This is a genomic window from Pseudomonas nitroreducens (genome assembly GCF_024170165.1).
Classification (GTDB): domain Bacteria; phylum Pseudomonadota; class Gammaproteobacteria; order Pseudomonadales; family Pseudomonadaceae; genus Pseudomonas; species Pseudomonas nitroreducens_C.
On record NZ_JALJXP010000002.1, the window covers coordinates 430,079 to 456,830 of the forward strand.

Below are 26,752 nucleotides of genomic sequence, written 5' to 3' on the forward strand. Positions count from 1 at the left end.
TAACAAGACGGATGAGCCGCGAAAAACACGCACAGAAATTGTGTAAAGAAATCGAAAAGGCCGGGAAACCGGCGCCGAAACATTTGTTTGCAACTGCAGATGGCCGGTTTTTCGATCTCATCCGTCCTTACTCCTAGAACACCGCTGCTCCTTTGGTGTCTTCGCGCCTCGTCGGCCCTGTCCGGCGGGGGGCCTTTTCCTTTGTCCCCTTTTGCGTGGCCGTGATTCCCATGTCCAAGAAATCCCGCTCCAGGCTCTGGTTCCTGGTCCACAGCTGGCTGGCCCTGCCCATCTGGTTCTTCGTCTTCCTGGTGTGCATCACCGGCACCCTGGCCACCGTGAGCCAGGAAATCATCTGGCTCGCCGACCCCTCCGTGCGTGCCAACCCGCCAGACGACGACGCCCAGCGCCTGGGCTACGACCAGGTGCTCGCGGCCATGGCCCAGCAACAACCGCAGGCCGCCGTGCGCATGATCAGCGCGCCCAGCGAAACGCATTTCGCGCTGCGGGTCAGCGTCACCTATCCGGACAGCGCTACCGCCATGCTCTACGTGAACCCCTACACCGGGGTCATCCAGGGCAGGATGCCGCTGTTCGACTTCCGCCAGTTCACCCGTGCGCTGCACGGCTGGTGGCTGGTGCCGTTCAACCATGGCTTCAGCTGGGGCTGGTACCTGGTGTCGCTGCTCGGCCTGCCGATGCTGGCGTCGCTGGTCACCGGCCTGGTGGTGTACAAGCGCTTCTGGCGCGGCTTCCTCAAGCCGACCCTGCGCCTGCGCCAGGGCGCGCGCATCTTCTGGGGCGACATGCACCGGCTGATGGGCATCTGGTCGATCTGGTTCATCGCGGTGATCTCCATCACCGGCACCTGGTTCCTGATCCAGGCGACGCTGTTCGACAACAGCATCTCCATCTCCAGCGAGGGTGTGCCGACCATCATCCAGCGCGACAGCATCCCCGTGAGCGCAGACGGCAAGGCGCCGCCGCGCATCGGCCTGGACGCCGCCGTGCTGGTCGCCCAGCAGCGCATTCCCGGCTTCGAGCCGAACTTCTTCCGCCTGCCCTCCAGCGCCTACGATCCGGTGACCATCTTCGGCAAGGCCTGGTACCCGCTGATGTTCGAAAGCGCCCAGGTGAACCCCTATGACGGCAGCATCGCCTCGACCCGCCTGCTGGGCGACCGCTCGGGCCTGGAGTTCGTCACCGAGTCCATGCGCCCGCTGCACACCGGCGATTTCGGCGGCGTGTGGGTCAAGCTGATCTGGTTCGTGTTCGGCCTGATCCTCAGCATGATGGTGCTCAGCGGCCTGATGATCTGGAGCAAGCGCACCCTGATCGCCACCGCCAAGGAACTGAAGAAGCAGAAGGCACGCGAACGGATCGCCGTCGCGGCCACCCCGGAGGCCAGCCAATGAGCGGCAACAGCAAGCTGCGCCGCCAGTGGCTGCGCTGGCGATTCCACCTCAGTGCCCTGCTGGTGCTGATCCCGCTGGGCTTCATGCCGCAGTACTTCCATGACGCCAGGCTGGACCGCGGTTCGCGCGGCCTGGGCGAGCGCGAGATCGGCGCCGTACAGGTCGGCCCGTGGACCGCGCGCATGGCCGAATGGGAAGTGGGCGAGCCCGAGGACGAAGGCCGCGCCGGCTTCGTCAAGGCATTCACCCTGGCCTTCTGCGACAGCTGTTTTCACCAGGTGAAGGCCGCCTACCTGCGCATCGGCCAGCCGCGCAGCCTGCGCGCCGCCGGAGGGCTGTTCGCCGGTGCGCGCCACCAGCAGTTCGCCGAGGTCACCATCCCGGCCCGCGTCACCCCGACCGACGAGCTGTGGCTGACAGTGGAAGGCTGGGACGGCGCCGTGCATCAGACGCAGATCCCCCTGGACAAGGCCTCGCCCTCGCTGGTGGCCTGGCTGGAAAAGACCCGGAGCAACCAATGAACACGATCCTCAAGTACAGCGCCCTGCTGCTCGGCCTGACCGCCAGCGCCGGCGCCCTCGCCCACGCGCCCTTCTGCGAATGCACGGCGCTGGATGCCGACACCATCCGTTGCGTCGGCGGCTTCACCGACGGCAGCGCCGCGCCGGGCGTGACCCTGGACGTGATGAGCAGCGACAACCAGGTGCTGATCCCCGGCAAGCTGGGCGCGGACTCCAGCCTGACCTTCAAGCGGCCGAGCGGGGATTTCTACATCCTCTTCGACGTCGGGCCGGGGTACATGGTGGAAGTGGAGCCGAGCGAGATCAAAGGCATCTGAGGCGTATAGCGACGCGTCCATTGTAGGAGCGCGCCATGCGCGCGATCGCGGGCATGGCCCGCTCCTACAGGTCAGCCAAGGCGTTTCCGTCAGCGTAGGAGCGAGCTTGCTCGCGAACCCGTCCCTGCAGCGGAACAACCGGCGAGCCGGTTCGCGAGCAATAACGATGGCGTCCCCCTCGCTCCTGCGAAAGGCTCAACGCGGCGCGATATGCGCCACCATCAGCTGCACCGTCTCGTTGCCGCGGAATTCGTTGACGTCCAGCTTGTAGGCCACTTCCGCCCAACGCACGGTGGGGTTGGGCCAGACTTCGCGGTCGATGTTGAAGGCGATGGCGTCCAGCTGCAGCGAACCGCACTCGGTCTTCAGCACCAGCTTCAGGTGACGCTCGCCAACCACCCGCTGCTGGACGATCTGGAAAATGCCGTGGAACAGCGGCTCGGGGAAATGCTGGCCCCACGGGCCGGCCTGGCGCAGGGCGCGGGCCAGTTCCAGGTGGAATTCCTCCGCGCCCAGCTGGCCGTCGGAGAGCAGACGGCCGGTGAGGTCTTCCTCATCCAGCTGGCGGCGCACTTCGGCATCGAAAGCGGCGGCGAAGGCGCCGAAGTTTTCCTGCGGCAGCGACAGGCCAGCGGCCATGGCGTGGCCGCCGAACTTGCTGATCAGCCCCGAATGGCGCGCAGCCACGGCGTCCAGCGCATCGCGGATATGGAATCCCGGCACCGACCGCGCCGAGCCCTTGAGCGTGCCGTCGCCGGCATCGGCGAAGGCGATGGTCGGACGGTGGTAACGCTCCTTCAGGCGCGAGGCAAGGATGCCGATCACGCCCTGGTGCCATTCCGGGTCGAACAGGCACAGGCCGAAGGGCATCTCCTCCACCGGCAGTTCCTTGAGCTGGGCCAGCGCCTCGCGCTGCATGCCCTGCTCGATGGCCTTGCGGTCCTGGTTGAGCTGGTCGAGCTGCACCGCCATGTCGCGGGCGACGGCCTCGTCCTCGCAGAGCAGCAGTTCGATCCCCAGGGACATGTCGTCCAGGCGGCCGGCGGCGTTCAGGCGCGGGCCGAGGATGAAGCCGAGGTCCGTGGAAGTGATCCGCCGGCAATCACGCCCGGCCACTTCCAGCAGCGCACGCAGGCCCGGACGGGCGCGGCCGGCGCGGATGCGCGCGAGGCCCTGGTGCACCAGGATGCGGTTGTTGGCGTCCAGCGGCACCACGTCGGCGACACTGCCCAGGGACACCAGGTCAAGCAGTTCGGCGAGGTTCGGCTCGGCGATGCCGCGCGCCGCGAACCAGCCGCGCTCACGCAGGCGCGCGCGCAGGGCGAGCATCACATAGAAGATCACGCCGACGCCGGCCATGGCCTTGCTGGGGAAGTCGCAGCCGGGCTGGTTCGGGTTGACGATGGCGTCGGCGGCGGGCAGTTCCTGCCCCGGCAGGTGGTGGTCGGTGACCAGCACGCGCAGGCCGGCGGCCTTGGCGGCGGCGACGCCGTCGATGCTGGAGATGCCGTTGTCCACGGTCACCAGCAGTTCCGGGCGCTTCTCCAGCGCCACGGCGACGATTTCCGGGGTCAGGCCGTAGCCGTACTCGAAGCGGTTGGGCACCAGGTAATCGACCCAGGCCGCGCCGAGCATGCGCAGCGCCAGCACGCCGACGCTGCTGGCGGTGGCGCCGTCGGCGTCGAAGTCGCCGACGTAGAGAATCCGCTGGCCCTTCTCCAATGCATCGACCAGCAGGTCCACTGCCGCGTCCACGCCCTTGAGCTGCTGGTACGGGATCAGCCGCGCCAGGCCCTTGTCCAGCTCGTCGGCGCTCTGTACGCCACGGGCGGCGTAGAGGCGGGTCAGCAGCGGCGGCAGGTCGCCCAGGTTGGGCAGGGTTGGCGGGAGGGGGCGGGATTCGATGCGCATGGGTGTTCCAGTCGATTCATTCAGGCGCCGATCCCGGCGCCCTGGTTGCAGCGGGCATTGCGGGCTGTTAACGCTCGCCCATCAGCCATTCCACTTGCAGCTCGTGCTGGCCGCGTTCGTCGGTGACGAAGAGGGTCCCTTCGCTGATCATCACGGTCCAGTTGATCGAGCGCGGCAGATCGCGGGAGATTTCCTCCAGCGGCTCCTGGGGCACGGCGACGACGTTGAGGTTCTTCAGGTGGCGCACGCTGTCGAGCACCTTGGTGGTCCACACGCGCAGGTTGCCGTAGGCGACCAGGGTCAGCTTCTCGCAGCGGCGCGAGCACCAGGTCAGGCGCTCGGCGTCGGGCTGGCCGACTTCGATCCAGTGCAGCACGCGGTCGTCCAGGCTCTTTTCCCAGAGCGAGGGCTCTTCCACGTCCGACAGGCCGCGCCCGAAAGCCAGTTGCTCGTTGTACCAGATGACGTAGGCGAGCAGGCGCACCGCCAGGCGTTCCTCGGTTTCCGAAGGGTGACGGGCGACGGTGAAGCGCAGGGTCTCGTAGACCCCACGGTCGAGGTCGGTCAGGCTGATATCGGCTTTGTAGGGCGTGGCGGACAGGGCCATGGGGGTTCCCGGCGAATTTTCGAAGGCGGCAAGTCTACCGCGAAAGCACAGGTGCCGTGGCTCAAGTCCGTGGACGCCGGTCGGCTCCCGGCTCCGGTGCGGCCAGTTCGATGCGGTTGCGGCCCTTGGCCTTGGCGGCGTAGAGCGCCTGGTCGGCCAGCGACAGCAGGCGCAGCAGGTCATGCCCGGCCTCGCGCGTGGTAGCGATGCCGATGCTGACGCTGAGCTGGCCCTCGGCCATGAACGGCAGCTCGGCGAACTCGCGGCGTACTCGCTCGGCGACCTGGCAGGCGCCTTCGGTATCGGCGGCCACCAGCAGGCAGGCGAATTCCTCGCCGCCGATGCGGGCGAACTGGTCGTGCTTGCGCATCCGCGAGGCGGTGATGCGGCTGAACTCCACCAGCACGCGATCGCCGGCGGGATGGCCGAAGGAATCGTTGAGGCGCTTGAAGTTGTCCAGGTCGCAGAGCAGCAACGAGGCCTGCTCACCGCGCTCGGCGCACAGGCGCAGCAGGCGCTCGCCGGTTTCCATGAAGGCGCGGCGGTTGCCCACGCCGGTCAGCGGGTCGCTCAGGGCGGCGCTGCGGAACTGCAGCTCGGCGCGCTCCTTGACCATCGCCAGGGTGGCGAAGGCGATGCCGATGGCGAACAGCATGGTCTCGAAGACCAGGAAGGTGAAGAAAGTCGAGCCCTGGCCGTTGTTCGCCACACTCTGGAAAGGCATGCCGCGGTCCACTGCCAGGCGCACGCCGTAGACCAGCGTGTGGAAGATCAGCAGCGCCAGGGTCGGGCGCAGCTCCACTTCCAGCTTGAGGCGGCTGCGCCAGAGTTCGGCGAGGGACGCCAGGCAATAGACAATGGTGATCGACGTGCTGACCAGCACCCGCGCCGCCAGCGACTCATAGAAGGCCGGGACCAGGCAGAGCACCGCCCAGAACGCCGCGCCCGCACCGATCAGCGGCCAGTTCGGCCTGCGCCCGGCGAACACCCGCATGGCCGTCCAGGTCAGCGCCGAGCACAGGTGCAGGACGACGTTGCCGAGCAGGATCGCCACCCAGTCGATGCCCATGCCGCGCAAGGTGGCAAGGAAGGTGCCGATGGCGCCCAGCAGCAGCGCGGCACTCATGTAGCCGAGGGTCGGGTCGCGGCGGCCGCTGTGCCAGGCGAAGGCCATCAGCACACCGACCAGGGTCAGTACATAGAGGTCGACGACAACCAGCGTCGGCAAATGCAACGTCATGCAGCCCCCTCGCCACCCGCCTGCGCGCATTCGTCGAGGAATGCCGCCAGAGCTACGGGCTGTGTGGAAGAGGACGAACGCATCAGGGTTTACCTGCCCGAAACCGGGCGAGCTGAAGTAGGAAGCATCTGAATGTAGCTACTCTACGCGCGCCAAAGGTCGGCGCAAAGCGCCGTTGCCAGGCGTCTGCCCGGCGGCCTGTTCGAAGCGCCGCACAAGCGTTAGAGTCCGGCGATTCCCCTCTGCTCGGACAGACCGATGAACAGCACCGCCAAACCCCTCGCCGGCCTCAAGGTCATCGAACTCGGCACCCTGATCGCCGGCCCCTTCGCCTCGCGCCTGTGCGCGGAATTTGGCGCCGAGGTGATCAAGGTCGAATCGCCCGATGGCGGCGATCCGCTGCGCAAGTGGCGCAAGCTCTACGAGGGCACTTCGCTGTGGTGGTTCGTGCAGGCGCGCAACAAGCGTTCGCTGACCCTGAACCTCAAGCACGAGTCCGGCCGCGAGGTGCTGAAGAAGCTGCTGGCGGAGGCCGATATCCTCATCGAGAACTTCCGCCCCGGCGTGCTGGAGAAGCTCGGCCTGGGCTGGGACGTGATCCACGCGCTGAACCCGAAGCTGGTGATGGTACGCCTGTCCGGCTTCGGCCAGAGCGGCCCCTACAAGGACCAGCCGGGCTTCGGCGCGGTGGGCGAGTCCATGGGCGGGCTGCGCTACATCACCGGCTTCGAGGACCGCCCGCCGGTGCGCACCGGCATCTCCATCGGCGACTCCATCGCCGCGCTGTGGGGCGTGATCGGCGCGCTGATGGCGCTTCGTCACCACGAGGTGAACGGCGGCGCCGGGCAGGTGGTGGACGTGGCGCTCTACGAAGCGGTATTCGCCATAATGGAATCCATGGTCCCGGAGTTCGACGTGTTCGGCTTCATCCGCGAACGCAGCGGCAACATCATGCCCGGCATCACCCCTTCCTCCGTGCACACCACGGCCGATGGCAAACACGTGCAGATCGCCGCCAACGGCGACGCCATCTTCCGCCGTTTCATGACCGCCATCGGCCGCCTCGACCTCGCCGAAGACCCGACCCTGGCCAGCAACGACGGCCGCGATGCGCGCCGCGACGAACTGTACGGCATCATCGACCGCTGGGCGCGTTCCGAATCGCTGGATACCGTGCTCAAGGTGCTCAACGAAGCCGAGGTGCCGGCCAGCCGCATCTTCTCCGCCGAGGACATGTTCAGCGACCCGCAATTCCTGGCGCGGGAGATGTTCCTCTCGGCCAAGCTGCCGGACGGCAAATCCTTCCGCATGCCGGGCATCGTCCCCAAGCTCTCCGACACCCCCGGCAGCGCCGAGTGGATCGGGCCGAAGCTGGGCGAGCATACGGATGAAGTGCTGAGCGGGTTGGGTTACGACGCCGCGGCCATCGCGGCGCTGCGCAAGGATGGGGCGGTCTGACATCCAAACCTGTAGGAGCAGACCATGCCCGCGATCACGGGCGTGGCCCGTTCCTACAGGGAGCAATCAGGCTTAGCCCGCTTCCTGCTCCGGCTCTTCGGTCTGGGCAATGAACTCCAGCATCTTCTCGCTACCATCCAGCAGGTCCGCGTGGATCGCCTCACGGGCGGCAGCGCCGTTGCGTTCGCGCAGGGCACGCAGGACATCCCAGTGGTGCTCGATGGCCATGCGTTCATTGAAGTCGGCATAGGCCTGGGCGATCAGCGGGCCGGTGCGCATCCACAGGCTGTCGAGGAAGGCGCGCAGCAGCGGCATGCCGGCAATGTCGGCCAGGGCGAAGTGGAAGGCCTGGTTGAGCTTGAGCGCCAGAACCATGTCATCGGCGTGGATCGCCTCGAGGTTCTCGCGGATGTTGGCTTCCAGCTCGTCCAGCTGCCCGTCGCTGGCCCGTGCGGCGGCGGTCTCGGCAGCCAGGCCTTCGAGCGCCACGCGGATGCTGCGGATCTCCAGGTACTGCTCGCGGCTGAGCAGCGGCACGCGGATGTCGCGCGGGGTCTTGAGCACCAGCGCCTGTTCCTTGGCCAGTTGCAGGATGGCATCACGCACCGGGGTGACGCTGGTGCCCAGTTGCTGGGCCAGGTCGCGGATGCGCAGGCGGTCGTCCGGCTTGAATCGACCGGTGATCAAAGCCTCGCGCAGCAGCGCGTAGACGCCGCTGCCAAGGTAGGAGTGATTCAGGCCTTCGATCGGGTAGTTCATCGCTTTCTCATCGCGTGCTGCGGCATTTGCGGCGCGCATGATGCGGATTGCGCACGCGCGATGCCAGCAGGATCACACATGCTGGCCGCCATTGACGTGGATTTCCGCGCCATTCACGTAGGACGCACCGCTGGTACAAAGGAAGTGGATCAGCGAGGCGACCTCCTCCGGCTTGCCCAGGCGGTGCATGGGAATGTCGCGCTCGACGATCAGCTCGGTGCCCGAGGAGAGTATCGCCGTGTCGATCTCCCCCGGCGCGATGGCGTTGACGCGCACGCCGTGCGGGCCGAAGTCGTGGGCCATCTCGCGGGTCAGCGCCGCCAGCGCGGCTTTCGAGCAGGCGTAGGCGGCACCGGCAAACGGGTGCACGCGGGAGCCGGCGATGGAGGTGACGTTGATCACCGAGCCCTTGGCCGCCTTCAGTTCGTCGAACAGCCCGCGCGCCAGCAAGGCGGTGGAGAACAGGTTGACGTTGAACACCTTGAGCCAGGTGCCGTAGTCGCTGCCCAGTACGCCCAGGCGCTCGCCTTCCGGGCCCTTGGGCGAAATGCCGGCGTTGTTCACCAGCGCATGCAGGGAGCCGCCGAGCTTCTCGCGGATCATCGGCAGGCTGGCCTGCACGCTGTCGATGTCTTCCAGGTCCAGGTGGATGTGATTGATCAGCCCTTCGGCCCAGGGGCATTCGGCGCTCCAGTCCTGGCGCGAAGCGGTGAACACGCGCCAGCCGGCGGCGTTGAAGTGCTTCACCGTGGCGTGGCCGATGCCGCGGCTGGCGCCGGTGAGCAGCAGGGTGCGGGTCTGGTTCATGGTCTTCCCTCTCTAATTCGAGCCGCTAATCTGAGCGCTGTCTGCGCCATCAGTCGGGGCGCGCGATCTGTGAACATCCGTGAAGCCTTGGCGCCAATAAAAACATGATGCATCATGTTTTGGAAGGTGTTTTAATCGACTCAGCTTGGTCCTACAACGAGCTATCCGAACAACAACAAGAAACGGAGCACATTCCAATGATCGACCACACCCGTTCCGCCCGTTCTTCTCCCTGATGTCCGAGGGCGTATCAGCCGGCCTTTCAGCCTGGCCCGGCGTAGCGCCCCACTCTTGAAGCTGCCCTCTTATTCATGGGCCGGATTGGCCCGCTCAGGAGTCATCGCATGTTCAAGAAAGCCATAGCACTGATGATGCTGGCCGGCGGCGCCGCCCAGCTGCATGCCGAAACACTCACCGTGGTGTCCTTCGGTGGAGACAACAAGGTGGCCCAGGAAAAGGCCTTCTACAAACCCTTCGAGCAGCAGGCCAAGGTCACCGTCCAGGGCGCCGAGTACAACGGCGAGATGGCCAAGATCAAGGTCATGGCCGACACCGGCAAGACCAGCTGGGATGTGGTCGAGGTGGAATCCCCGGAACTGATGCGCGGTTGCAGCGAAGGCCTGTTCGAGCAGCTCGACTGGTCGAAGCTGGGCAAGCGCGAGGACTTCCTCGACGCCGCCGTGAGTGACTGCGGCGTGGGCATCTTCATCTGGTCCACGGTGCTCACCTACGACGCCAAGAAGCTCGCCAGCGCCCCCACCGGCTGGGCCGATTTCTGGGACGTGAAGAAATTCCCCGGCAAGCGCGGCCTGCGCCGTGGCGCCAAGTTCACCCTGGAATTCGCCCTCGAAGCCGACGGCGTGAAGCAGGCCGACCTGTACAAGGTGCTGGGCACCAAGGAAGGCGTGGACCGTGCATTCAAGAAGCTTGACGAGATCAAGCCGTACATCCAGTGGTGGGAAGCCGGTGCGCAGCCGCTGCAGTGGCTGGCCGCCGGTGACGTGGTGATGACCAGCGCCTACAACGGCCGCGTCGCCACCGCGCAGAAGGAAGGCCGTGACTTCGCCATGCAGTGGGACGGCAGCATCTACGACCTGGACCACTGGGCCATCGTCAAGGGCAGCCCGAAGAAGGAACTCTCCGAGCAGTTCATCGCACTGGCCAACAAGCCCGAGCACCAGAAGGTCTTCGCCGAGAGCATTCCCTACGGCCCGACCAACAAGAACACCATTCCGCTGATCGACCCGGCCATCGCGCCGAAGCTGCCCACCGCGCCGCAGAATCTGGCAAACGCGCGCGCCATGGACACCGAGTTCTGGATCGACCACGGCGAGGAGCTGGAACAGCGCTTCAACGCCTGGGCGAGCAAGTAACTCGCAAGCTCCCGCCCGGCCCGGCGCCGGGCGGGAGCAACCACCTCACTGAAGCATCGCAATACCGTTGTACCGCTGAACCCTGCTTGACCCGTTATCCCTGCTGGACCCGTTATCTCTGCTGGAGAAGTACCCGTGCCTCTCAATACCGCTCCCGTTCACGACCACCTGCTGGAAGCGGCCCCCGCCCAGGTGAGCGACGCCCAGGCCGCTGCCATCGCCGAGGAATACTTCGGCCAGCACGGCACCCTGCACCGCCTCGCCGGCGAGCGCGACCTGAACTTCCACATCGCCCACGGCCATGGCGACGACCGCCTGCTGAAGCTCTCGCACCCGCTGGAAGACCCGCAGGTCGTGGACTTCCAGACCCGCGCCCTGCTCCGTGTCGAGGCACAGGACCCGACCCTGGCGGTCCAGCGCGTCTACCCCGCGCTGAACGGCGAGCACCAGATTCCCCTGGTCGTCGACGGCCAGCCGATGATTGCCCGGCTGTTCTCCTTCGTCGACGGTGTCCCGCTGCACCGCGTCCCGCAACGCAGTCGCGCCCTGCGCGAAAACCTGGGTGACGACCTGGCGCGCCTGGGCCTGGCGCTCAAGGGCTTCGAACACCCGGCCGCCACCGACCACGAACTGCTCTGGGACCTCAAGCACGCCTCGCGCCTGCGCAACCTGCTGGCCTACATCGAAGACCGCGAGCAGCGCGCGCTGGTGGAGCGCTTCCTCGACAACTTCGAACGCCACGCCCTGCCCCACCAGGCCACGCTGCGCGCCCAGGTCATCCACAACGACCTGAACCCGCACAACGTCATCGTCGATGCGCAGCATCCGGACCGGGTGCGCAACATCCTCGACTTCGGCGACATGGTCCATGCGCCGCTGATCAACGACCTCGGCGTCGCCGCCGCCTACCAAGTGGGCGAAGCGGACGCGCCGCTGGCCACTGCCTGCGAAATGATCGCCGCCTATCACCGGCGCTGCCCGCTGCTGGCCGAGGAGCAGGAAATCCTCCCCGACCTGATCGCCACGCGGCTGATCATGACCCTGAGCATCACTGCCTGGCGCGCCAGCCTGCACCCCGAGAACCGCGACTACATCCTGCGCAACACCCGCCACGCCTGGCAGAGCCTGCAGGGCCTGGCCGGCTTGAGCCGGGAACAGGCGCAGGAGCAGATCTTCACCGCCTGCCAACAGGAGCCCCGCCCATGACCATGCCCAACGGATTCAGCGCCGCCGACGCCGAGCGCCTGAGCGAACAGGAGCGTCGCCTGATCGAACGCCGCGCGCGCCTGCTCGGCCCGGCCTACCGGCTGTTCTACGAGCGCCCGCTGCACACCGTGCGTGGCGAAGGCGTGTGGCTCTACGACAACCAGGGCAACCGCTACCTCGACGCCTACAACAACGTCGCCTCCATCGGCCACTGCCATCCGCGCGTGGTGCAGGCCATCTCCAGCCAGGCAGCAGTGCTGAACACCCACACCCGCTACCTGCAGGAAGGCATCCTCGACTACGCCGAAGACCTGCTCGCCACCTTCCCCGACGGCCTGGACCAGGTGATGTTCACCTGCACCGGCAGCGAGGCGAACGACCTCGCCCTGCGCATCGCCCGCCAGTACACCGGCGGCACCGGGGTGATCATCACCCGCTTCGCCTACCACGGCGTCACCGGGACCATTTCCGAGCTGTCGCCGTCCCTCGGCGCCGGCATCACCCTGCCCGCCCACGCGCGCACCGTGATTGCGCCGGACGCCTACCGGCTGGGTGCGGAGAACGTCGGCAAGCTGTTCGCCGCCGACGTGCGCGCCGCCATCGCCGACATGCGCGCCCACGGCATCAAACCCGCTGCGCTGCTGCTCGATGGCATCTTCGCCAGCGACGGCGTGCTGGCCGGACCGGCCGGCTTCCTCGCCGAGGCCGTGAAAGTCGCCCAGGACGAGGGCCTGCTCTACATCGCCGACGAAGTGCAGAGCGGCTTCGCCCGCACCGGCGACGCCATGTGGGGCTTCCAGCGCCACGGCGTGCAGCCGGACCTGGTCACCCTCGGCAAGCCCATGGGCAACGGCCAGCCTATCGCCGGCGTCGTGGTACGCCCGGAAATCCTCGAAAGCTTCGGTCGCGAAGTGCGCTACTTCAACACCTTCGGCGGCAACCCGGTGTCCTGCGCGGCAGCCCAGGCAGTGCTCGACGTGATCCGCGACGAAAAACTGCAGGAGCGCTCCCAGCGCATCGGCGCCTTCCTCGCCGACGGCATCCGCCAGTTGGCCGAGCGCCATGAGTTGATCGGCGATGTTCGCGGCGCGGGGCTGTTCCTCGGCGTCGAACTGGTCACCGACCGCGCGTCCAAGTCACCCGCCGCCAACCAGACCCGCCAGGTGGTCAACGGCATGCGCGAACGCGGCGTGCTGATCAGCGCGGCCGGGCCGCTGGAAAATATCCTGAAGATCCGCCCCTTGCTGGCCTTCGAGCAGGAACATGCCGAGCTGTTCATCGATTGCCTGGACAAGTCGCTGAAGGACGTTACTGCCTGACGTTTTTTCCCTTCAGAGACGACGCGGGCCGCGATGAACACTCATCGCGGCCCGTTTCGTTTCAGCTATCGGAGGATCAGAAGCGCACGCCTACGTTGACCATGGCGGCTGCGTTACCCAGCACGACGAACTCGGCGCCGACCGGCCCGTAGTGCGCGCCGACCGAAGGAATGATCGCCGGTGCCACGCCCAGGTGGTTGAGCGGGATCTTGTCGCGGTACTCGCCGCGATACCCCTGCAGCGCGCCGCCGGTGACCTTGGCGTAGAAAGGCGTGCCTTCCCAGTCGAAGCGCTTGCCGGCGTAGACATAGTTGGAACGCTGGCTGAAGGAGTTCTTGAACGTCGCTCCGCCCCAGACCACGCCATCGGCGCGGTTGCGCTCGAGGCCAATCAGCTCCTGGTGGTTGTTGTGGTCCGGATCGTGGTTCCAGTGGGTGGTGTAGACGCTGGTCTGCAGGTACCAGAAGCCCCCGTCGTCGGCCATGGCAATGCCACAGCCGAGCAGGACCAGCGCGGCAATCAACAGGCGGCGCATGGGGCGTCCTCCGTTCAGAGGGTGACGCGGCTGGCGCCGTTCACGGACATGATGCGCACGCGATCACCGATGCGGAACTGCTGGTTGGCATCCACCGCCTGGACATAGGCGCGGGTGCCACCGTCGTCCTCGCGGACCACGATTTCGACGCCCTGGGTGCGGGTGATGCCCTCTTCCACCGCCGAGCCCGCCGCACCGCCAGCGACACCGCCGAGAATGGTGGTGATGGCCTTGCCGCGACCACCGCCGATGGAGTTGCCGGCGATGCCGCCGACCGCCGCGCCGGCCAGGGTGCCGATGGGCGTCTTGGTACCTTCGATCTGCACCGGGCGCAGGGATTCGATGGTGCCCATGCGCACGTTCTGCACGGTGCGGGCGTCAGCACGGGAGTAGGAAGAACCCGACAGGTTGGAAGCGCAGCCGCTCAGCAGAGCGGCGCTGGCAAACAGGGCAGTCAGAAGCAGAGTGGGACGGTTCATGATGTTGACCTCGGAAGGCTCTCAAAAGTGATGGTGAAAGCCTAACGATCGGTCCCTGAACTCCCCCTGAACCCTCTCTGAACCAATGCTGAACGAAGCTGAACGACTGAATGAATGTACTGAAAGAAGTCAGCCTTCCAGGGCGACCAACTGCATCCGGCTGCGCTCGAACCAGCGCAGCAGGTAGTCCGCCAGCAGCTGCGTGCGGCGCGGCAGGCGGCTCTGGTAGGCGTGGATGAGGAATACCGGCTGGGTCCGGGTCTGGTAGTCGCGCAGCAGCCAGACGAGGCTGCCTTCAGCCAGTTCCTGCTGAATCATGTAGGACGGCAGCCGGCTGATACCCGCGCCAGCCAGCGCCGCCTTCTTCAGCAAGGTGTAGTGGTTGCTCGCCAGCAGGCCGTTCACCGTCACGCGGAACAGTTCGTGGTGGCGCTGGTAGAGCCAGACGTCGCTATCCTGATAATGGGTGTTCTGCAGGCAGGAATGCCCGGCCAGCTCCGCCGGGACTTCCGGCACGCCGTGCTCGGCGAGGTACTCCGGCGTGGCGCAGGTCAGCTCCTGCAGGGCGAACAGCGGCCGCGCCACCAGGCGCTCGTCCACCGCCAGGCTGCCGGAGCGGATCGCCAGGTCGAAGCCGTCGGCCACCAGATCGCGGCGTTCGTTGGACAGGTCCAGCTCCAGGCGGATGTCCGGGTACTGGCGGGAGAACTCCATCAGCCAGGCATCGAAGAAGGTTTCGCCGAGGGATACCGGCACGCTCAGCCGCACCTTGCCCTGCGCCTCCTCCTGCAACGCCAGCACCGCCTGCCGTGCCCGCGCGGCCTGGGCGTTGAGCGCCTGGGCCTCGGGCAACAGCGCGGCCCCCGCGGCGGTCAGCGACAGGCGCCTTGTAGTGCGGTGCACCAGGGTGGCGCCCAGCGCCTGCTCCAGCGCGGCAATCCGCTTGGACAGCTGGCCCTTGCTGCAGCCGAGCTTGTCCGCTGCGCTAGTGAAGCTGCCGCATTCGAGCAGCACGGCGAAGGCGGAAAGATCTTGCAGATCGCTGGGGATTGTTTCCATATGAAAACCAAAGGTTGTCGATTGGCGTGATTATTAAAACAGGAGACCACTCTACTCTGAAGCTGTCTTCAGCCAAATCCCTTCGGAGCATTCATGAAAATCATCCTGATCGGTGCCAGCGGCACCCTCGGCCAGGCCGTCGCCAACGAACTGGGCCAGCGCCACGAAATCATCCGCGTCGGCCGCAGCAGCGGCGACTATCGCGTGGACATCACCGACAGCGCCTCGATCCGCGCGCTGTTCGAACAGGTCGGCGGCTTCGACGCGCTGATCAGCGCCGCCGGCAAGGTGCACTTCGGCAAGCTTGCGGAAATGGGCGAGGCGGAAATGGCGGTCGGCCTCAAGGACAAGCTGATGGGCCAGGTGAACCTGGTGCTGATCGGCAGCCAGTACGCCAACGACGGCGCCTCCTTCACCCTCACCACCGGCATCCTCAGCGAACAGCCCATCGTGCTGGGCAGTTCGGCCAGCCTGGTCAATGGCGCGGTGGAAGGTTTCGTGCGCAGTGCCGCCCTGGAACTACCGCGCGGCCAGCGGATCAACGCGGTAAGCCCCAACGTGCTGGTGGAATCAATGGAGGGATACGGGCCTTTCTTCCGCGGCTTCAAGCCGGTGCCCGCCGCCGACGCCGCCCTGGGCTTCGCCCGCAGCGTGGAAGGCAAGCAGAGCGGGCAGGTGTACAAGATCTGGTGATGGCCGCTCCAGAGAAACTCCGACGCTCGGACTCCCGCTCCCTAACCCTCTCCCTGAAGGGAGAGGGGACTGTTCAGCTTCAAGCGAAACACCGTGCTAACCGACAGCGCCGATCGGCTCCCTCTCCCTTCAGGGAGAGGGCGGGGGAGAGGGCAAAGCCCAGGTACAAGCGATCAGGAAGACGTAGAGTATGTACGCTACTCGGACTTTCCGGCGTAGCAAACGGGCGAGCTGCCCTCGCCCTGCTTCTCCAACTCGTCCTCGAGAAACTCCGCCAACACCTGGGCGTTGTTGTGCTCTTCGTCCCTGGCCCCGTAGAGCAGCGTCAGCGTGCCCTTGCGTGCGAGGTCCAGCAGGCCCATCCAGTGCTCCGGGTGGGCATTCAGCTCGCCGTGGTAGGCCTTGCGGAAGTCCTCGAACAGGCTCGGGTCGTGGTGGAAGCGCTGGCGCAGTTCGTTGGACGGCGACGCCTCCTTGGCCCACTGCGCCATGTGCAGGTCCTCCTTGCGAATCCCCCTTGGCCACAGACGGTCCACCAGCACCCGCTGGCCGTCTTCCTGCGCCGCCGGTTCGTAGGCGCGCTTGCAACGAATCATCCGAAATCCTCCGTGTCAGCTTGAGGTGGCCGGCTTCGCTGGGTAACGTGGGCGCACTTTCGAGGGAGCCCGTTCCATGCGATCCAGCCGTTTCATTCTGTTCAGCCTGCTGCCCCTGTTCGCCGCGTGCCAGGTGTGGACGCCGAACAAGACCGATCTTAACGCCTCCACCCGCCTGCAGGGCGAACTGACCCGCCAGGACGGCAAGCTGGTGTTCCGCAGCTGCACCGAGCAGCGCCGCTTCAGTATCGAAGACACCGGCAACACCGGTCTGCCCCGCGATGCGCTGGAGATGTTCAACGACGGCGCCAGCTCGCTGTACGCCGACCTGCGCGGCAGTTTCAGCGGCAGCAGCGCCCAGGGCACCGATGGCAAGCTGGAAGTGGCCAAGGTCTATCGCCTGCAGAACGAAGGCTCCGGCTGCGACGACCCGAACTTCAAGCGCGCGGTGGTCCGCGCCCACGGCAACGAGCCGGGCTGGAGCGTGCTGGTGAACAGCCAGGGCATGCTGATCGAGCAGCCGGGCAAGGAATCGCTGGCGCTGCCCTACATCGCCGAAGGCGTGCCCGACGGCAGCACCAGTTATTCCAGCGAGGCCAACGGCGAGAAGGTCGAACTGTGGGTCGCTCCGGCGCGCTGCCAGGACAGCATGAGCGGCGCGCTGAGCAACCTGTCCGCCGAGTTGCGCCTGGACAACAAGGTCATGCGCGGTTGTGCCTATCCGGGCGGCTCCAGCGGCGATTGATAGCCGCCTCCCCGGCCGATATGCAGCCTGCAACGTAGGAGCGGATTCCGTCCGCGATCGCTATCCGGTGCGATTCGGACCTATCGCGGACAACGTCCGCTCCTGCGCAACCGGAAACCTCAAACCAGATCGTAGGGCGCATAACCTGGGACAGGTTATCCGCCGAAGCCGTCGCGGCGGATAACGCTGGCGCGTTATGCGCCCTACTGGGCGGCGTCAGACCAGCAGCCCCGCCGCCACCAGCCGCGCCTTCAGCACGGCGAATTCGCCGTCGTATTCCCAGTACGCCAGCCGGCCATCGCTGGCGGTCACCAGCACGTACTTCTCGCTGATCGACTGGATGCGCTCGATGCGCACCAGCTTCTCGACGAAGTCCGGGTCCGCGACCTGCTCGATCACCTCGCGGTTCTGCTCGTCGTAGCCGTGCATGATGAACGCCGCACGCACCCTCAGGCTGATGAAGCTCATGCTGTGAGTTCTCCTCAAATGGCGGCGTCGGCCGCGTGCAGGGCATGCAGTGCCGTGGTGTCGAACAGCGGCACCGAAGCGTCCGCCGGGCCGACCAGCAGGGAAATCTCCGTGCAGCCGAGAATCACCGCCTCGGCGCCCTGCTCCACCAGCGCAGCGATGATGCGCCGGTAGTCTTCCCGCGATTCATCGCGAATCCGCCCCAGGCACAGTTCCTCGTAGATGATCCGGTGCACCACCTGGCGCTCGGCTTCGTTCGGCGTCAGTACCTTCAGCCCGAACTTCTCCACCAGGCGATCCTTGTAGAACGCCTGCTCCATGGTGAAGCGCGTGCCCAGCAGGCCGACCGTGGCAACACCCGCCGCGCGGATCGCCTCGGCCGTCGGGTCGGCAATGTGCAGCAGCGGGATATCCACCGCCGCCTCGATGGCCGGCGCCACCTTGTGCATGGTGTTGGTGCAGAGCACGAGGAAATCCGCACCCGCCGCCTTCAGCGAACGGGCCGCGTCAGCCAGCACACGGCCGGCGGCGTCCCAGTCGCCGGCATGTTGCAGGCGCTCGATCTCATGGAAGTCCACGCTGTACAGCGCGACCTTCGCCGAGTGCAGGCCGCCCAGGCGTTCCTTGATGCGTTCGTTGATCTGCCGGTAATAGGGAATGGTCGACTCCCAGCTCATGCCGCCGATCAGGCCGATGGTTTTCATACGTCCCTCCGTGGGGTCAGTCCAGTCCGATGCAGGGCAGATCGCCGGGCAGCGCCGCGCCGTGCTCGGCGCACTGGCGCACGGCCTCGATCAGCGGATCGAGGTCGAAGCCCTGGGAAATCAGCCACAACGGGTTGTAGTAGGTCGTCTCGTAGCGCTCGCCGCTGTCGCAGAGGATCGCCACCACCGAGCCGCTCTCGCGCCGCGCCACCATCTGCCGCGCCACCAGCAGTGCGCCAATCAGGTTGGTGCCGCTGGAGCCGCCGACATGCCGTCCCAGGCGCCGGGCCAGGTAATGCATGGCCGCCAGCGACAGCTCGTCCGGCACCTTGCAGCAGGCGTCAAGCACGTTGGGCAGGAAGGACGCTTCCACACGCGGGCGGCCGATGCCTTCGATGCGCGAGCCGTAGCTCAGGGTCAGGTCGCGGTCACCGGTCTTGTAGGACTCGAAGAACACCGAGCGTTCGGCGTCGGCGCAGAGCACTCGGGTGTCATGCCGGCGGTAGCGGGCAAAGCGTCCCAGGGTCGCCAGGGTGCCGCCAGTGCCGGGGCTGGAGACCAGCCAGGCCGGCTCGGGGAAGCGCTCATGGCGCATCTGCTGGAAGATCGACTCGGCGATGTTGTTGTTCGCCCTCCAGTCAGTGGCGCGCTCGGCGTAGGTGAACTGGTCCATGAAGTGGCCGCCGGTTTCCTTGGCCAGGCGCTCGGACTCGGCGTAGATCTGCGTCGGGTCATCGACCAGATGCGCCTGGCCGCCGTAGAAGGCGATCTGCGCAATCTTCTCCTTCGAGGTGCTGGCCGGCACCACGGCAATGAACGGCAGACCGAGCAGCCGGGCGAAGTAGGCCTCGGAGATCGCCGTCGAGCCGCTGGACGCTTCGATCACCGGCGCGCCTGGCTTCAACCAGCCGTTGCACAGGGCATAGAGGAACAGCGAGCGCGCCAGGCGGTGCTTGAGGCTGCCGGTGGGGTGGCTCGACTCGTCCTTGAAGTACAGGTCCACGCCCGGCAGGCCGGGCATGTCCAGGGGGATCAGGTGGGTATCGGCGCTGCGCTGGAAATCCGCTTCGATGATACGGATCGCCTCGCGGGTCCAGTTGCGTTCCTGGGTGGCCATCGTGTCGTTCTCCTGGCAGGGCAAGCGGTTCAATGGGTTCAGTCCAGCACACCGGCCGGCGATGTGGGTGGCGCGCTGCGCCACTGGCTGAGGGCGACGCCGATGAATACCAGCCCGGCGGCCAGAGCCTGCTGGCCGCTGAGCACTTCACCGAGCAGCAGCGCGGCGAAGATCAGGGTGAACACCGGGATCAGGTTGATGAAGCCGGTCGCCTGGCTCGCCGGCAGGCGGCTGACGCCGAAGTTGTACAGGCCATAGGCGCCGACGGTGACCACACTGCCCAGGTAGACCAGGGCGAACCAGCCGGTCGGGCCGGGCGCCGCCGGCAGACCGGAGGTCGCCAGCGCCAGCGGCAGGAAGAACAGCGAGCCGATGAACGCCTGCATGGCCGTCAGGATGAAGGGCGAATAGCGCGCCGACAGGTGCTTGAGCAACAGGGTGTAGCCGGTGGCGCAGAGCATCGCCACCAGTTCGTAGAAATTGCCCAGCAGCGGGTTCGGCGCGTGGCGGTCCGGCTCGCTGGCCAGGGTCAGCCAGAGCGAGCCGAGCACCGCCAGGGCGAAGCCCAGCCAGGTGTTGCGCGCGATCTTCTCATGCAGCAGGAAGAACGCGCCGACCGCCACCAGCAGCGGCAGCAGCGCGGTGATCATCCCGGCCTGGGCAGCGCTGGTCTGCTGCAGCGCCAGGGACTCGAAGATGAAGTACAGGCAGGGCTCGCAGGCGGCCAGCGCCAGCAGCCACTTCCAGTCGCCGGGGCGATAGTCGATGCGCCCGCGCCAGCGCCAGGCGACGAGGAAGATCAGGCTGCCCAGCGCCATACGGGCGAAGATCACCCACATGGCCGGCATTTCCTGGAAGGCGAACTTCAGCGCGATGAAGGAACTGCCCCACAGCGCCATGGCCAGCACCAGGCACGCGAGGGCGAACGGCCGGGATTGCTGCACGGGACGCTCCAGTCAAAAGGTTCCCGGAGTATAGGAGGCGCCCGGTATGGGCCGACAGGTACAGAACAGAGGGGAAACTGTATGGGCTGGAGGTATTTTGTAGGAGCGAGCTTGCTCGCGATCTCGCGCATAGCGCGCCCCTGCAGGTTGATTTCGGCACTCCCGGTGACGTCGAGCCACCACCTGAAGCGTCGGCCCTGCCGACGGTTCGCGGGCATGGCCCGCTCCTACATGGGAAATCCGCTGTTGGGCGGTTCGCGAGCAAGGACTAGGCGTCCCCCTCGGTCCTACGAAGAGCCCCCGCCCTGGCTCTGAAAGGCTTCCAGAAAAACACCCGCGCACGCCGACTGCCCCGTTCAGGAGGCCTCGTTGAATTGGAGTTTCAGGGGTTGAGCGACCTGGATGTCGCGAGAGCCGCGTTGGGCCAGGGATGGCCCTTCGCGGCGTGCCCCTGAAACTTCAATTCAACGAGGGAATTTTTCGCCTAAGCGAAAAACCGGATGTCCGGGGCAAGCCTTCTTGGTTACTTCTTCGGCGTTTGGAAGAAGTGACTCGCCCGAGGGGGCGAAACCAGAAGTCCACGCGCACGTAGAAGCGACGCGGACCACCCAATCCAGAAGCAGCACAAACAAGGCTAAAAATCAGTCCCAGGGCTTACCCTTGGTCCCCCGCTCCACCGGCACCCGCTGCTGCATCGCCGCCTTGGCCAGCAAGTGCGCACTGACCGGCGCGGTGATGAAGAGGAACACAGTGATCAGGATTTCATGCAGGCTGACACCCTCGCCACGGGTGCTGAAGTACAGCAGCGACGCCAGCACCACACCGCCCACGCCCAGGGTCGAAGCCTTGGTCGGCGCGTGCAGCCGCGTATAGAAGTCCGGCAGCCGGTACAGGCCGATGGCGCCAAGCAGCGCAAACAGGCTGCCCGCCAGCAGCAGCAGGCAGACCAGCGCTTCCACGATCATTTCGCCATTCATTCGATGATGTCTCCGCGCAGCAGGAACTTGCACAGCGCCACGGTGCTGACGAAGCCCATCACCGCGATCAGCAGCGCCGCCTCGAAGTACAGGCCGCTGCCCTTCCAGATGCCGAACAGCACGATCAGCGCGATGGCCTCCACCGACAGGGTGTCCAGCGCGAGGATGCGGTCCGCCACCGACGGCCCGCGAATCAGCCGCGCCACGGTGAGCAGCACGGCAATGCCCAGCAAAGCCAGGCAGATCGGGATCACGATGCCGAGCATGCGAACACCTCCTTCAGCGGCGCCTCGTAGCGCGCCTTGATGTCCGCCACCAGCGCCTGCGGGTCCGGCACGTCGATGCCATGCACCAGCAGCGTACGGCGGTCCGCGGAGAGGTCGGCGGAACAGGTGCCCGGGGTCAGGGTGATGACGCTGGCGAGGATGCTGATGGCCAGGTCATCGGTCAGCTCCAGGGGAATCTCGACGAAGCCCGGTTGCAGGTTCGCCTTCGGCCCCAGCACCAGTTTCGCCACCTGCAGGTTGGCCACGACTATGTCGTAGAGCACCAGGCCGATGAAGCGCAGCAGCAGGCCCGGCCGCTGGATGCGCGGCGCGGCCAGCAGCAGGTTGCGGCACAGCAGCGGGATGCTCAGGCCGAGGAACGCGCCGAGCAGCCAGTGGCCGAGGGAGAAGTCGTTGACCAGCAGCAGCCAGCTCAGCAGCAGCACACCGCTGAGCAGCGGGTGCGGAAGGATGCGCCGGATCATGCGCCACCTCCCAGGAGGATCGCCTGGCGGTAGAGCCCGGCATCCAGCAGCTGCACGGCCGTGGCCTGTGCATAAGTGATCAGCGGCCGCGCGGCGACCACCATCAGCGGTGCGCTGGCCAGCAGGCCGAAGCACGCGAGCATCTTCACCGGCTCGCGATTGGCGCTGCCCAGCACGCTCAGGCCGGTGCGCCAGAACAGCGTGCTGCCGGCGCGGCTCAGCGCGACGATGGTGACCAGCCCGCTGACCAGCACCACGCTCCACAACGCGATGGCCTCGCTGCCGCCACTCACCGAGCGCAGCAACATCAGCTTGCCGAGGAAGCCCGGCAGCGGCGGCAATCCTGCCACGGCGATGGCGCCGAAGAAGAACGCGCCACCCAGCAGGTGCGGTTGCAGCAGCGCCGGGCCCTGTACCAGTCGGCCGCCTTTTTCGCCACGCTGACGGGCAATCAGGTCAGCCAGCAGGAACAGCCCGCCGGCCACCCAGATGCTGTGCAGCAGGTAGTAGAGCGCGGCGGACAGCGCCTCCGGCGTGCCCAGCGCGATGGCCGCCAGCAGCGTGCCGGCGGAGACCACCACCAGGTAGGACAGCAGGCCTTGCAGCGTGGTCGCCGCCAGCGCCCCCAGCGCACCGGCGACTATGCCGGCCAGCGCCAGCGGCCACAGCCAGGCCTGCGCGAGGTTCGCCAGCTCGCCGGCCTGCTCGCCGAAGATCAGCGTGTAGACCCGCAGGATCGAGTAGATGCCCACCTTGGTCATGATCGAGAACAACGCCGCTACCGGCGCGCTGGCCTCGGCATAGGCTTTGGGCAGCCAGAAGTACAGCGGCAGCAGCGCCGCCTTCAGGCCGAACACCACCAGCAGCAGCAACGCCGCCGCGCGCACCAGCGGTGCCTGCTCGGCGCTCAGCTGGGCCACGCGCTCGGCCATGTGCGCCATGTTCAGGGTGCCGGTGATGCCATAGAGCGTGCCCACCGCAAGGAGGAAGAACGCCGAGCCGACGAGATTGAGCACCACGTAATGCACACCCGCACGCACCCGCCCTGCCCCGCCGCCATGCAGCAGCAGCGCGTAGGAGGCGATCAGCAGGATCTCGAAGAACACGAAGAGGTTGAACAGGTCTCCGGTGAGGAACGCCCCGTTCAGACCGAGCAACTGGAACTGGAACAGCGCATGGAAGCGTTTGCCGCGCCGGTCATCCCCACGCACCGCGTAGATCAGCGACAGGCTGGCGAGCAGCGCGGTGGCAGCGATCATCAGCGCGCTGAGACGGTCCAGCACCAGGATGATGCCGAATGGCGGCTGCCAGTTGCCCAGCGCGTAGAACTGCACCACACCGCTGTCGGCCTGTTGCAGCAATACGGCGGAAAGCGGCAGCAGCGCCAGGGTGGCGAGCAGCGACAGGCCGCGCTGCAAGCGCTCGCCCACGAGCAACAGTGCACACCCGGCGAACAGCGGCAGCAGGACCGGAAGAATCAGCCAGTGGTTCATCGGCTTTCCTCTCCTTCTCCACCATCGACGTGATCACCACCGGTATCCGCCAGCCCTCGCAAGGCCAGCACGATGACGAAGGCGGTCATGGCGAAGCCGATGACGATGGCCGTCAGTACCAGCGCCTGGGGGATCGGATCCCCGGCGTTGGCGACCTGGCCGATTACCGCCGGGTCGCCGGCCAGCCGGCCCATGGCGAAGAGGAACAGGTTGACCGCGTAGGACAGCAGGGTCAGCCCCAGCACCACCGGGAAGGTGCGCGCACGCAGCAGCAGGTAGACGCCGCTGGCGGTCAGCAGACCGAGGGCGATGGCGAACAGCGCTTCCATCAGGGTGCCTCCTTGGACAGCAGCGGCTCTCTCAGCTCTAGCGAGGGGGGCGGTGCAGTGACCGAACCGAGGCCCGAGAGGATCAACAGCGTCGCGCCGACCACGGTGAAGTACACGCCCAGGTCGAAGAGCATGGCCGTGGCCAGTTCGATCTCGCCCACCAGCGGAATGTGGAAGTGGCCGAACGCCGAGGTGAGGAACGGGAAGCCGAAGAACCAGGCGCCCAGCCCGGTCAGCCCGGCGATCAGCACGCCGAGGCCGGCGAGGCGGCTGTAGTCCAGCGGCAGGCGGGTGCTCACCCAGCGGCTGCCGCAGGCGATGTACTGGAGGATCAGCGCCACCGAAGTGATCAGCCCGGCAATGAAACCGCCGCCCGGCAGGTTGTGCCCGCGCAGGAAGATGAACACCGAGACCAGCAGCGCCAGCGGCAGCAGCAGGCGCGACAGCGTGGCGAGGATCGGCGGGAAACGGTCCCTGGCCCAGGTATGGCCTTCGTCGTCAGTTTCGCGGCGCAGCAGGCGCAGGCCATCGAGCAGCGCGAAGATGCCCACCGCGGCGATCGCCAGCACGGTGATCTCACCGAGGGTATCGAAGCCACGGAAGTCCACCAGGATCACGTTCACCACGTTGTGCCCGCCGCCACCGGAGACGCTGTTCTCCAGGTAGTAACCGGCGATGCTGTCGTAGGGACGGGTGAGCACGGCATAGGCCAACAGCGTGACCATCACCCCGGCACCGATGGCGATCACGAAGTCGCGCAGGCGGCGCAGGCTGCTGGAGCTCTTCGGCGTGCGCGCCGGCAGGTAGTACAGCGCCAGCATCAGCAGGACCATGGTCACCACTTCCACCGACAGTTGCGTCAACGCGAGGTCCGGTGCGGCGAAGCGGGCGAAGGCCAACGCCACCAGCAGCCCGGCGATGCTGAGGATCACCAGCGCGGTCAGGCGCTGGCGGTGGAACCAGACGGTGAGCGGCCCGGCGATGGCCAGCAGGACCAGGCCCAGCGCGGTGATGCCGTCCAGCGGCGTCTGCGCGCGATCACCTTCGATGGCGGGCAGCGGCGCCAGGCCGGCGAACACCACCACCACGGCAGAGAGCACCAGCAGCATGGCGTAGCGCTGCAGCGAGCCGTTCTCCAGGTAATCGGTCACGCGCGAGGCGAAGCACACCACGCGCTGCACCTGCTGCTCGAACACCCGCTTGGCGTCCATCGCCGGCAGCCCCGCGTACCAGTCGAACAGCGGCTTGCGCAGCACATACAGCAGCACGCCGCCGGCCGTGGCCACGAAGCTCATCGCCAGCGGCGCGTTGAAGCCGTGCCAGATCGCCAGGCTGTATTCCGGCAGCACGCCATTCAGGCTCGACGCGGCGGCGCCGGCCAGCAGCGGGCCGACGATGACCCCCGGCATGACGCCCACCAGCAGGCAGATCAGCACGAGGATTTCCACCGGCACCTTCATGTAGCGCGGCGGCTCGTGGGGATGCGGATTGGGCAGGTTGATCGGCTCGCCGTTGAAGAACACGTCGTGAATGAAGCGCACCGAGTAGCTCACCGAGAACAGCGCGCCGACGGTCGCCAGCGCCGGGATCAGCCAGTTGAAGCTGCCCATCATGTTCTGCGCCAGGGTCTCGCCGAAGAACATCTCCTTGCTCAGGAAACCGTTGAGCAGCGGCACGCCGGCCATCGACGCCGACGCCACCATCGCCAGTACGGCGGTGTGCGGCATGTACTTCCACATGCCGTTGATGCGGCGCATGTCGCGGCTGCCGGTCTCGTGGTCGATGATCCCGGCGGCCATGAACAGCGAGGCCTTGAAGGTCGCGTGATTGATGATGTGGAAGATCGCCGCGACGTTGGCCATCGGCGAATCCAGGCCGAACAGCAAGGTGATCAGGCCCAGGTGGCTGATGGTCGAGTAGGCCAGCAGGCCCTTGAGGTCGTTCTGGAACAACGCCATGAAGGCGCCCATCAGCAGGGTCGCCAGGCCAGTCAGGCTGACCAGGTAGAACCACAGGTCGTTACCCGACAGCAGCGGGTACAGGCGTGCCAGCAGGAACACACCGGCCTTCACCATGGTCGCCGAATGCAGATAGGCCGACACCGGCGTCGGCGCCGCCATCGCGTGGGGCAGCCAGAAATGGAAGGGGAACTGCGCGGACTTGGTGAACACGCCCAGCAGCACCAGGCACAGCGCCAGCGGGAACAGCGGGCTGGCCTGCAGCACCTCGCGGGCACCGAGCACCGTGGAGAGCTCGAAGCTGCCGACCACATGGCCGATCAACAGAATGCCGGCCAGCAGCGCCAGGCCGCCGCCACCGGTGACCGCCAGGGACATGCGCGCGCCCTTGCGCGCGTCCGAGCGATGCCCCCAGAAGCCGATCAGCAGGAACGACGAAAGGCTGGTCAGCTCCCAGAACACCAGCATCAGCAGCAGGTTTTCGCTCAGCACCACGCCGAGCATGGCGCCCATGAACAGCAGCAGGAAGGCGAAGAAGCGCCCGGCGGGCTCCTTCTCGGACAGGTAATAGCGGGCGTAGAGGATCACCAGCAGGCCGATGCCGAGGATCAACAGGGCGAACAGGAAGCCCAGGCCGTCCAGGCGCAGGCTGAGGTTCAGGCCCAGTTCCGGCAGCCACTCCAGGCGCTGAACCTGCGGATCGCCGCCGAGCACCGAACGCTGGCCCAGCAGCAGGATCAACCCGGCGAGCGGCACCAGGCCCGTGGCGGCGGAGCAGGCGGTACGGCCGAAACGCTCGGCCAGCAGCGGCAGCAATACCCCGAAGAAAGGCAGCGCGATGATCAGCGCCAACGTCATGACCCACTCCTTTTCACCGCCGGACGGCGTTCAGACAGGCACCACCGCGCGAAGGCGGCCGGCTTGCAAAGGCGACGATTATCCATATCTATCGATTACGCGTCATGGATTGA

At 66.6% G+C, this 26,752-nt stretch carries 28 protein-coding genes; 9 read left to right on the forward strand and 19 right to left on the reverse strand.

Annotated elements, in window-relative coordinates; all coding sequences use genetic code 11:
- Nucleotides 1-230 precede the first annotated feature (230 nt).
- Genes J2T47_RS06270 through J2T47_RS06280 form a run of 3 tightly spaced genes read left to right on the forward strand, consistent with a single transcriptional unit; the run spans nt 231 to nt 2,253 of the window.
- Nucleotides 231-1,415 carry a PepSY-associated TM helix domain-containing protein gene (locus J2T47_RS06270; protein ID WP_253443463.1) on the forward strand — a complete coding sequence of 395 codons (1,185 nt, stop codon included), beginning with the start codon at nt 231-233 and terminating at the stop codon, nt 1,413-1,415.
- The gene (locus tag J2T47_RS06275; protein ID WP_253443469.1) at nt 1,412-1,936 is read left to right on the forward strand and encodes a thiamine pyrophosphate-binding protein; all 525 of its coding nucleotides are present in this window, start codon (nt 1,412-1,414) and stop codon (nt 1,934-1,936) included. The genes J2T47_RS06270 and J2T47_RS06275 overlap by 4 nt, the downstream gene beginning before the upstream one ends.
- Complete coding sequence (locus J2T47_RS06280; protein ID WP_253443471.1) at nt 1,933-2,253, forward strand: hypothetical protein; 321 nt, start codon at nt 1,933-1,935, stop codon at nt 2,251-2,253. The genes J2T47_RS06275 and J2T47_RS06280 overlap by 4 nt, the downstream gene beginning before the upstream one ends.
- A 195-nt stretch (nt 2,254-2,448) precedes the next feature.
- Here the strand turns inward: J2T47_RS06280 and recJ are convergent, their stop codons facing one another.
- The 3 genes from recJ to J2T47_RS06295 all read right to left on the reverse strand — a co-directional run bounded on the left by recJ (nt 2,449) and on the right by J2T47_RS06295 (nt 6,011).
- Nucleotides 2,449-4,164: a single-stranded-DNA-specific exonuclease RecJ gene (gene recJ / locus J2T47_RS06285; protein ID WP_253443473.1), complete on the reverse strand. Its 1,716-nt coding sequence runs from the start codon at nt 4,162-4,164 to the stop codon at nt 2,449-2,451.
- A gap of 67 nt (nt 4,165-4,231) precedes the next feature.
- Nucleotides 4,232-4,771 carry a YaeQ family protein gene (locus J2T47_RS06290; protein WP_253443475.1) on the reverse strand — a complete coding sequence of 180 codons (540 nt, stop codon included), beginning with the start codon at nt 4,769-4,771 and terminating at the stop codon, nt 4,232-4,234.
- 61 nt (nt 4,772-4,832) lie between these two features.
- Nucleotides 4,833-6,011, reverse strand: coding sequence for a GGDEF domain-containing protein (locus tag J2T47_RS06295; protein WP_253443477.1), 1,179 nt, complete (start codon nt 6,009-6,011; stop codon nt 4,833-4,835).
- Between the two features lie 258 nt (nt 6,012-6,269).
- Between J2T47_RS06295 and J2T47_RS06300 the strand changes: the two genes are divergently transcribed.
- Entirely contained in the window at nt 6,270-7,469 is a 1,200-nt protein-coding gene (locus tag J2T47_RS06300) for a CaiB/BaiF CoA transferase family protein (RefSeq protein ID WP_253443479.1), read from the forward strand.
- A 72-nt stretch (nt 7,470-7,541) separates the two neighbouring features.
- Here the strand turns inward: J2T47_RS06300 and J2T47_RS06305 are convergent, their stop codons facing one another.
- Nucleotides 7,542-8,228: a GntR family transcriptional regulator gene (locus J2T47_RS06305; RefSeq protein WP_253443481.1), complete on the reverse strand. Its 687-nt coding sequence runs from the start codon at nt 8,226-8,228 to the stop codon at nt 7,542-7,544.
- Between the two features lie 72 nt (nt 8,229-8,300).
- The gene (locus J2T47_RS06310) at nt 8,301-9,035 is read right to left on the reverse strand and encodes an SDR family NAD(P)-dependent oxidoreductase (RefSeq protein WP_045209895.1); all 735 of its coding nucleotides are present in this window, start codon (nt 9,033-9,035) and stop codon (nt 8,301-8,303) included.
- 344 nt (nt 9,036-9,379) lie between these two features.
- Between J2T47_RS06310 and J2T47_RS06315 the strand changes: the two genes are divergently transcribed.
- From J2T47_RS06315 to J2T47_RS06325, 3 genes are all read left to right on the forward strand, one after another.
- The gene (locus J2T47_RS06315) at nt 9,380-10,408 is read left to right on the forward strand and encodes an ABC transporter substrate-binding protein (protein ID WP_253443483.1); all 1,029 of its coding nucleotides are present in this window, start codon (nt 9,380-9,382) and stop codon (nt 10,406-10,408) included.
- 135 nt (nt 10,409-10,543) lie between these two features.
- Nucleotides 10,544-11,614: a phosphotransferase gene (locus J2T47_RS06320; RefSeq protein ID WP_253443492.1), complete on the forward strand. Its 1,071-nt coding sequence runs from the start codon at nt 10,544-10,546 to the stop codon at nt 11,612-11,614.
- Nucleotides 11,611-12,933, forward strand: coding sequence for an aspartate aminotransferase family protein (locus J2T47_RS06325; protein WP_253443494.1), 1,323 nt, complete (start codon nt 11,611-11,613; stop codon nt 12,931-12,933). Before J2T47_RS06320 ends, J2T47_RS06325 begins: the two co-directional genes overlap by 4 nt.
- Before the next feature lie 76 nt (nt 12,934-13,009).
- Here J2T47_RS06325 and J2T47_RS06330 read toward each other — a convergent pair whose 3' ends face one another.
- The 3 genes from J2T47_RS06330 to J2T47_RS06340 form a co-directional block, all read right to left on the reverse strand.
- Entirely contained in the window at nt 13,010-13,468 is a 459-nt protein-coding gene (locus J2T47_RS06330) for a sn-glycerol-3-phosphate transporter (RefSeq protein WP_253443496.1), read from the reverse strand.
- Between the two features lie 14 nt (nt 13,469-13,482).
- Entirely contained in the window at nt 13,483-13,947 is a 465-nt protein-coding gene (locus tag J2T47_RS06335; protein ID WP_253443506.1) for a glycine zipper 2TM domain-containing protein, read from the reverse strand.
- A 129-nt stretch (nt 13,948-14,076) separates the two neighbouring features.
- Nucleotides 14,077-15,006: a LysR family transcriptional regulator gene (locus J2T47_RS06340; protein WP_253443508.1), complete on the reverse strand. Its 930-nt coding sequence runs from the start codon at nt 15,004-15,006 to the stop codon at nt 14,077-14,079.
- A 93-nt stretch (nt 15,007-15,099) separates the two neighbouring features.
- Here J2T47_RS06340 and J2T47_RS06345 point away from each other — a divergent pair, with 93 nt between their 5' ends.
- The gene (locus J2T47_RS06345; protein ID WP_253443517.1) at nt 15,100-15,699 is read left to right on the forward strand and encodes a short chain dehydrogenase; all 600 of its coding nucleotides are present in this window, start codon (nt 15,100-15,102) and stop codon (nt 15,697-15,699) included.
- A 197-nt stretch (nt 15,700-15,896) separates the two neighbouring features.
- On the opposite strand, the gene J2T47_RS06350 is transcribed toward J2T47_RS06345, so the two are convergent.
- Nucleotides 15,897-16,295, reverse strand: a complete 399-nt coding sequence (locus J2T47_RS06350) for a DUF488 domain-containing protein (protein WP_253443519.1) — start codon at nt 16,293-16,295, stop codon at nt 15,897-15,899.
- A gap of 76 nt (nt 16,296-16,371) precedes the next feature.
- Here J2T47_RS06350 and J2T47_RS06355 point away from each other — a divergent pair, with 76 nt between their 5' ends.
- Nucleotides 16,372-17,040 (forward strand): COG3650 family protein, encoded by a 669-nt coding sequence (locus J2T47_RS06355; protein WP_253443521.1) that lies wholly within the window; start codon nt 16,372-16,374, stop codon nt 17,038-17,040.
- 216 nt (nt 17,041-17,256) lie between these two features.
- Here the strand turns inward: J2T47_RS06355 and J2T47_RS06360 are convergent, their stop codons facing one another.
- The 10 genes from J2T47_RS06360 to J2T47_RS06405 all read right to left on the reverse strand — a co-directional run bounded on the left by J2T47_RS06360 (nt 17,257) and on the right by J2T47_RS06405 (nt 26,639).
- The gene (locus J2T47_RS06360) at nt 17,257-17,508 is read right to left on the reverse strand and encodes a hypothetical protein (RefSeq protein ID WP_081517755.1); all 252 of its coding nucleotides are present in this window, start codon (nt 17,506-17,508) and stop codon (nt 17,257-17,259) included.
- A 14-nt stretch (nt 17,509-17,522) separates the two neighbouring features.
- On the reverse strand, nt 17,523-18,212 hold the full coding sequence (locus J2T47_RS06365) for an aspartate/glutamate racemase family protein (protein ID WP_253443523.1): 690 nt from the start codon (nt 18,210-18,212) through the stop codon (nt 17,523-17,525).
- A gap of 16 nt (nt 18,213-18,228) precedes the next feature.
- Nucleotides 18,229-19,329 (reverse strand): PLP-dependent cysteine synthase family protein, encoded by a 1,101-nt coding sequence (locus J2T47_RS06370; RefSeq protein WP_253443525.1) that lies wholly within the window; start codon nt 19,327-19,329, stop codon nt 18,229-18,231.
- Between the two features lie 38 nt (nt 19,330-19,367).
- Nucleotides 19,368-20,273 (reverse strand): DMT family transporter, encoded by a 906-nt coding sequence (locus tag J2T47_RS06375; RefSeq protein ID WP_253443527.1) that lies wholly within the window; start codon nt 20,271-20,273, stop codon nt 19,368-19,370.
- Nucleotides 20,274-20,914: 641 nt separating this feature from the next.
- On the reverse strand, nt 20,915-21,250 hold the full coding sequence (locus tag J2T47_RS06380) for a Na+/H+ antiporter subunit G (protein WP_253443529.1): 336 nt from the start codon (nt 21,248-21,250) through the stop codon (nt 20,915-20,917).
- Entirely contained in the window at nt 21,247-21,516 is a 270-nt protein-coding gene (locus tag J2T47_RS06385) for a K+/H+ antiporter subunit F (protein WP_138520768.1), read from the reverse strand. Before J2T47_RS06385 ends, J2T47_RS06380 begins: the two co-directional genes overlap by 4 nt.
- Nucleotides 21,501-22,001 (reverse strand): Na+/H+ antiporter subunit E, encoded by a 501-nt coding sequence (locus J2T47_RS06390; protein WP_253443531.1) that lies wholly within the window; start codon nt 21,999-22,001, stop codon nt 21,501-21,503. Before J2T47_RS06390 ends, J2T47_RS06385 begins: the two co-directional genes overlap by 16 nt.
- On the reverse strand, nt 21,998-23,494 hold the full coding sequence (locus J2T47_RS06395; RefSeq protein ID WP_253443533.1) for a monovalent cation/H+ antiporter subunit D: 1,497 nt from the start codon (nt 23,492-23,494) through the stop codon (nt 21,998-22,000). The genes J2T47_RS06390 and J2T47_RS06395 overlap by 4 nt, the downstream gene beginning before the upstream one ends.
- Nucleotides 23,491-23,823, reverse strand: a complete 333-nt coding sequence (locus J2T47_RS06400; RefSeq protein ID WP_045209877.1) for a Na+/H+ antiporter subunit C — start codon at nt 23,821-23,823, stop codon at nt 23,491-23,493. Before J2T47_RS06400 ends, J2T47_RS06395 begins: the two co-directional genes overlap by 4 nt.
- Nucleotides 23,823-26,639 (reverse strand): monovalent cation/H+ antiporter subunit A, encoded by a 2,817-nt coding sequence (locus J2T47_RS06405; protein WP_253443534.1) that lies wholly within the window; start codon nt 26,637-26,639, stop codon nt 23,823-23,825. The genes J2T47_RS06400 and J2T47_RS06405 overlap by 1 nt, the downstream gene beginning before the upstream one ends.
- Between the last annotated feature and the right edge of the window lie 113 nt (nt 26,640-26,752).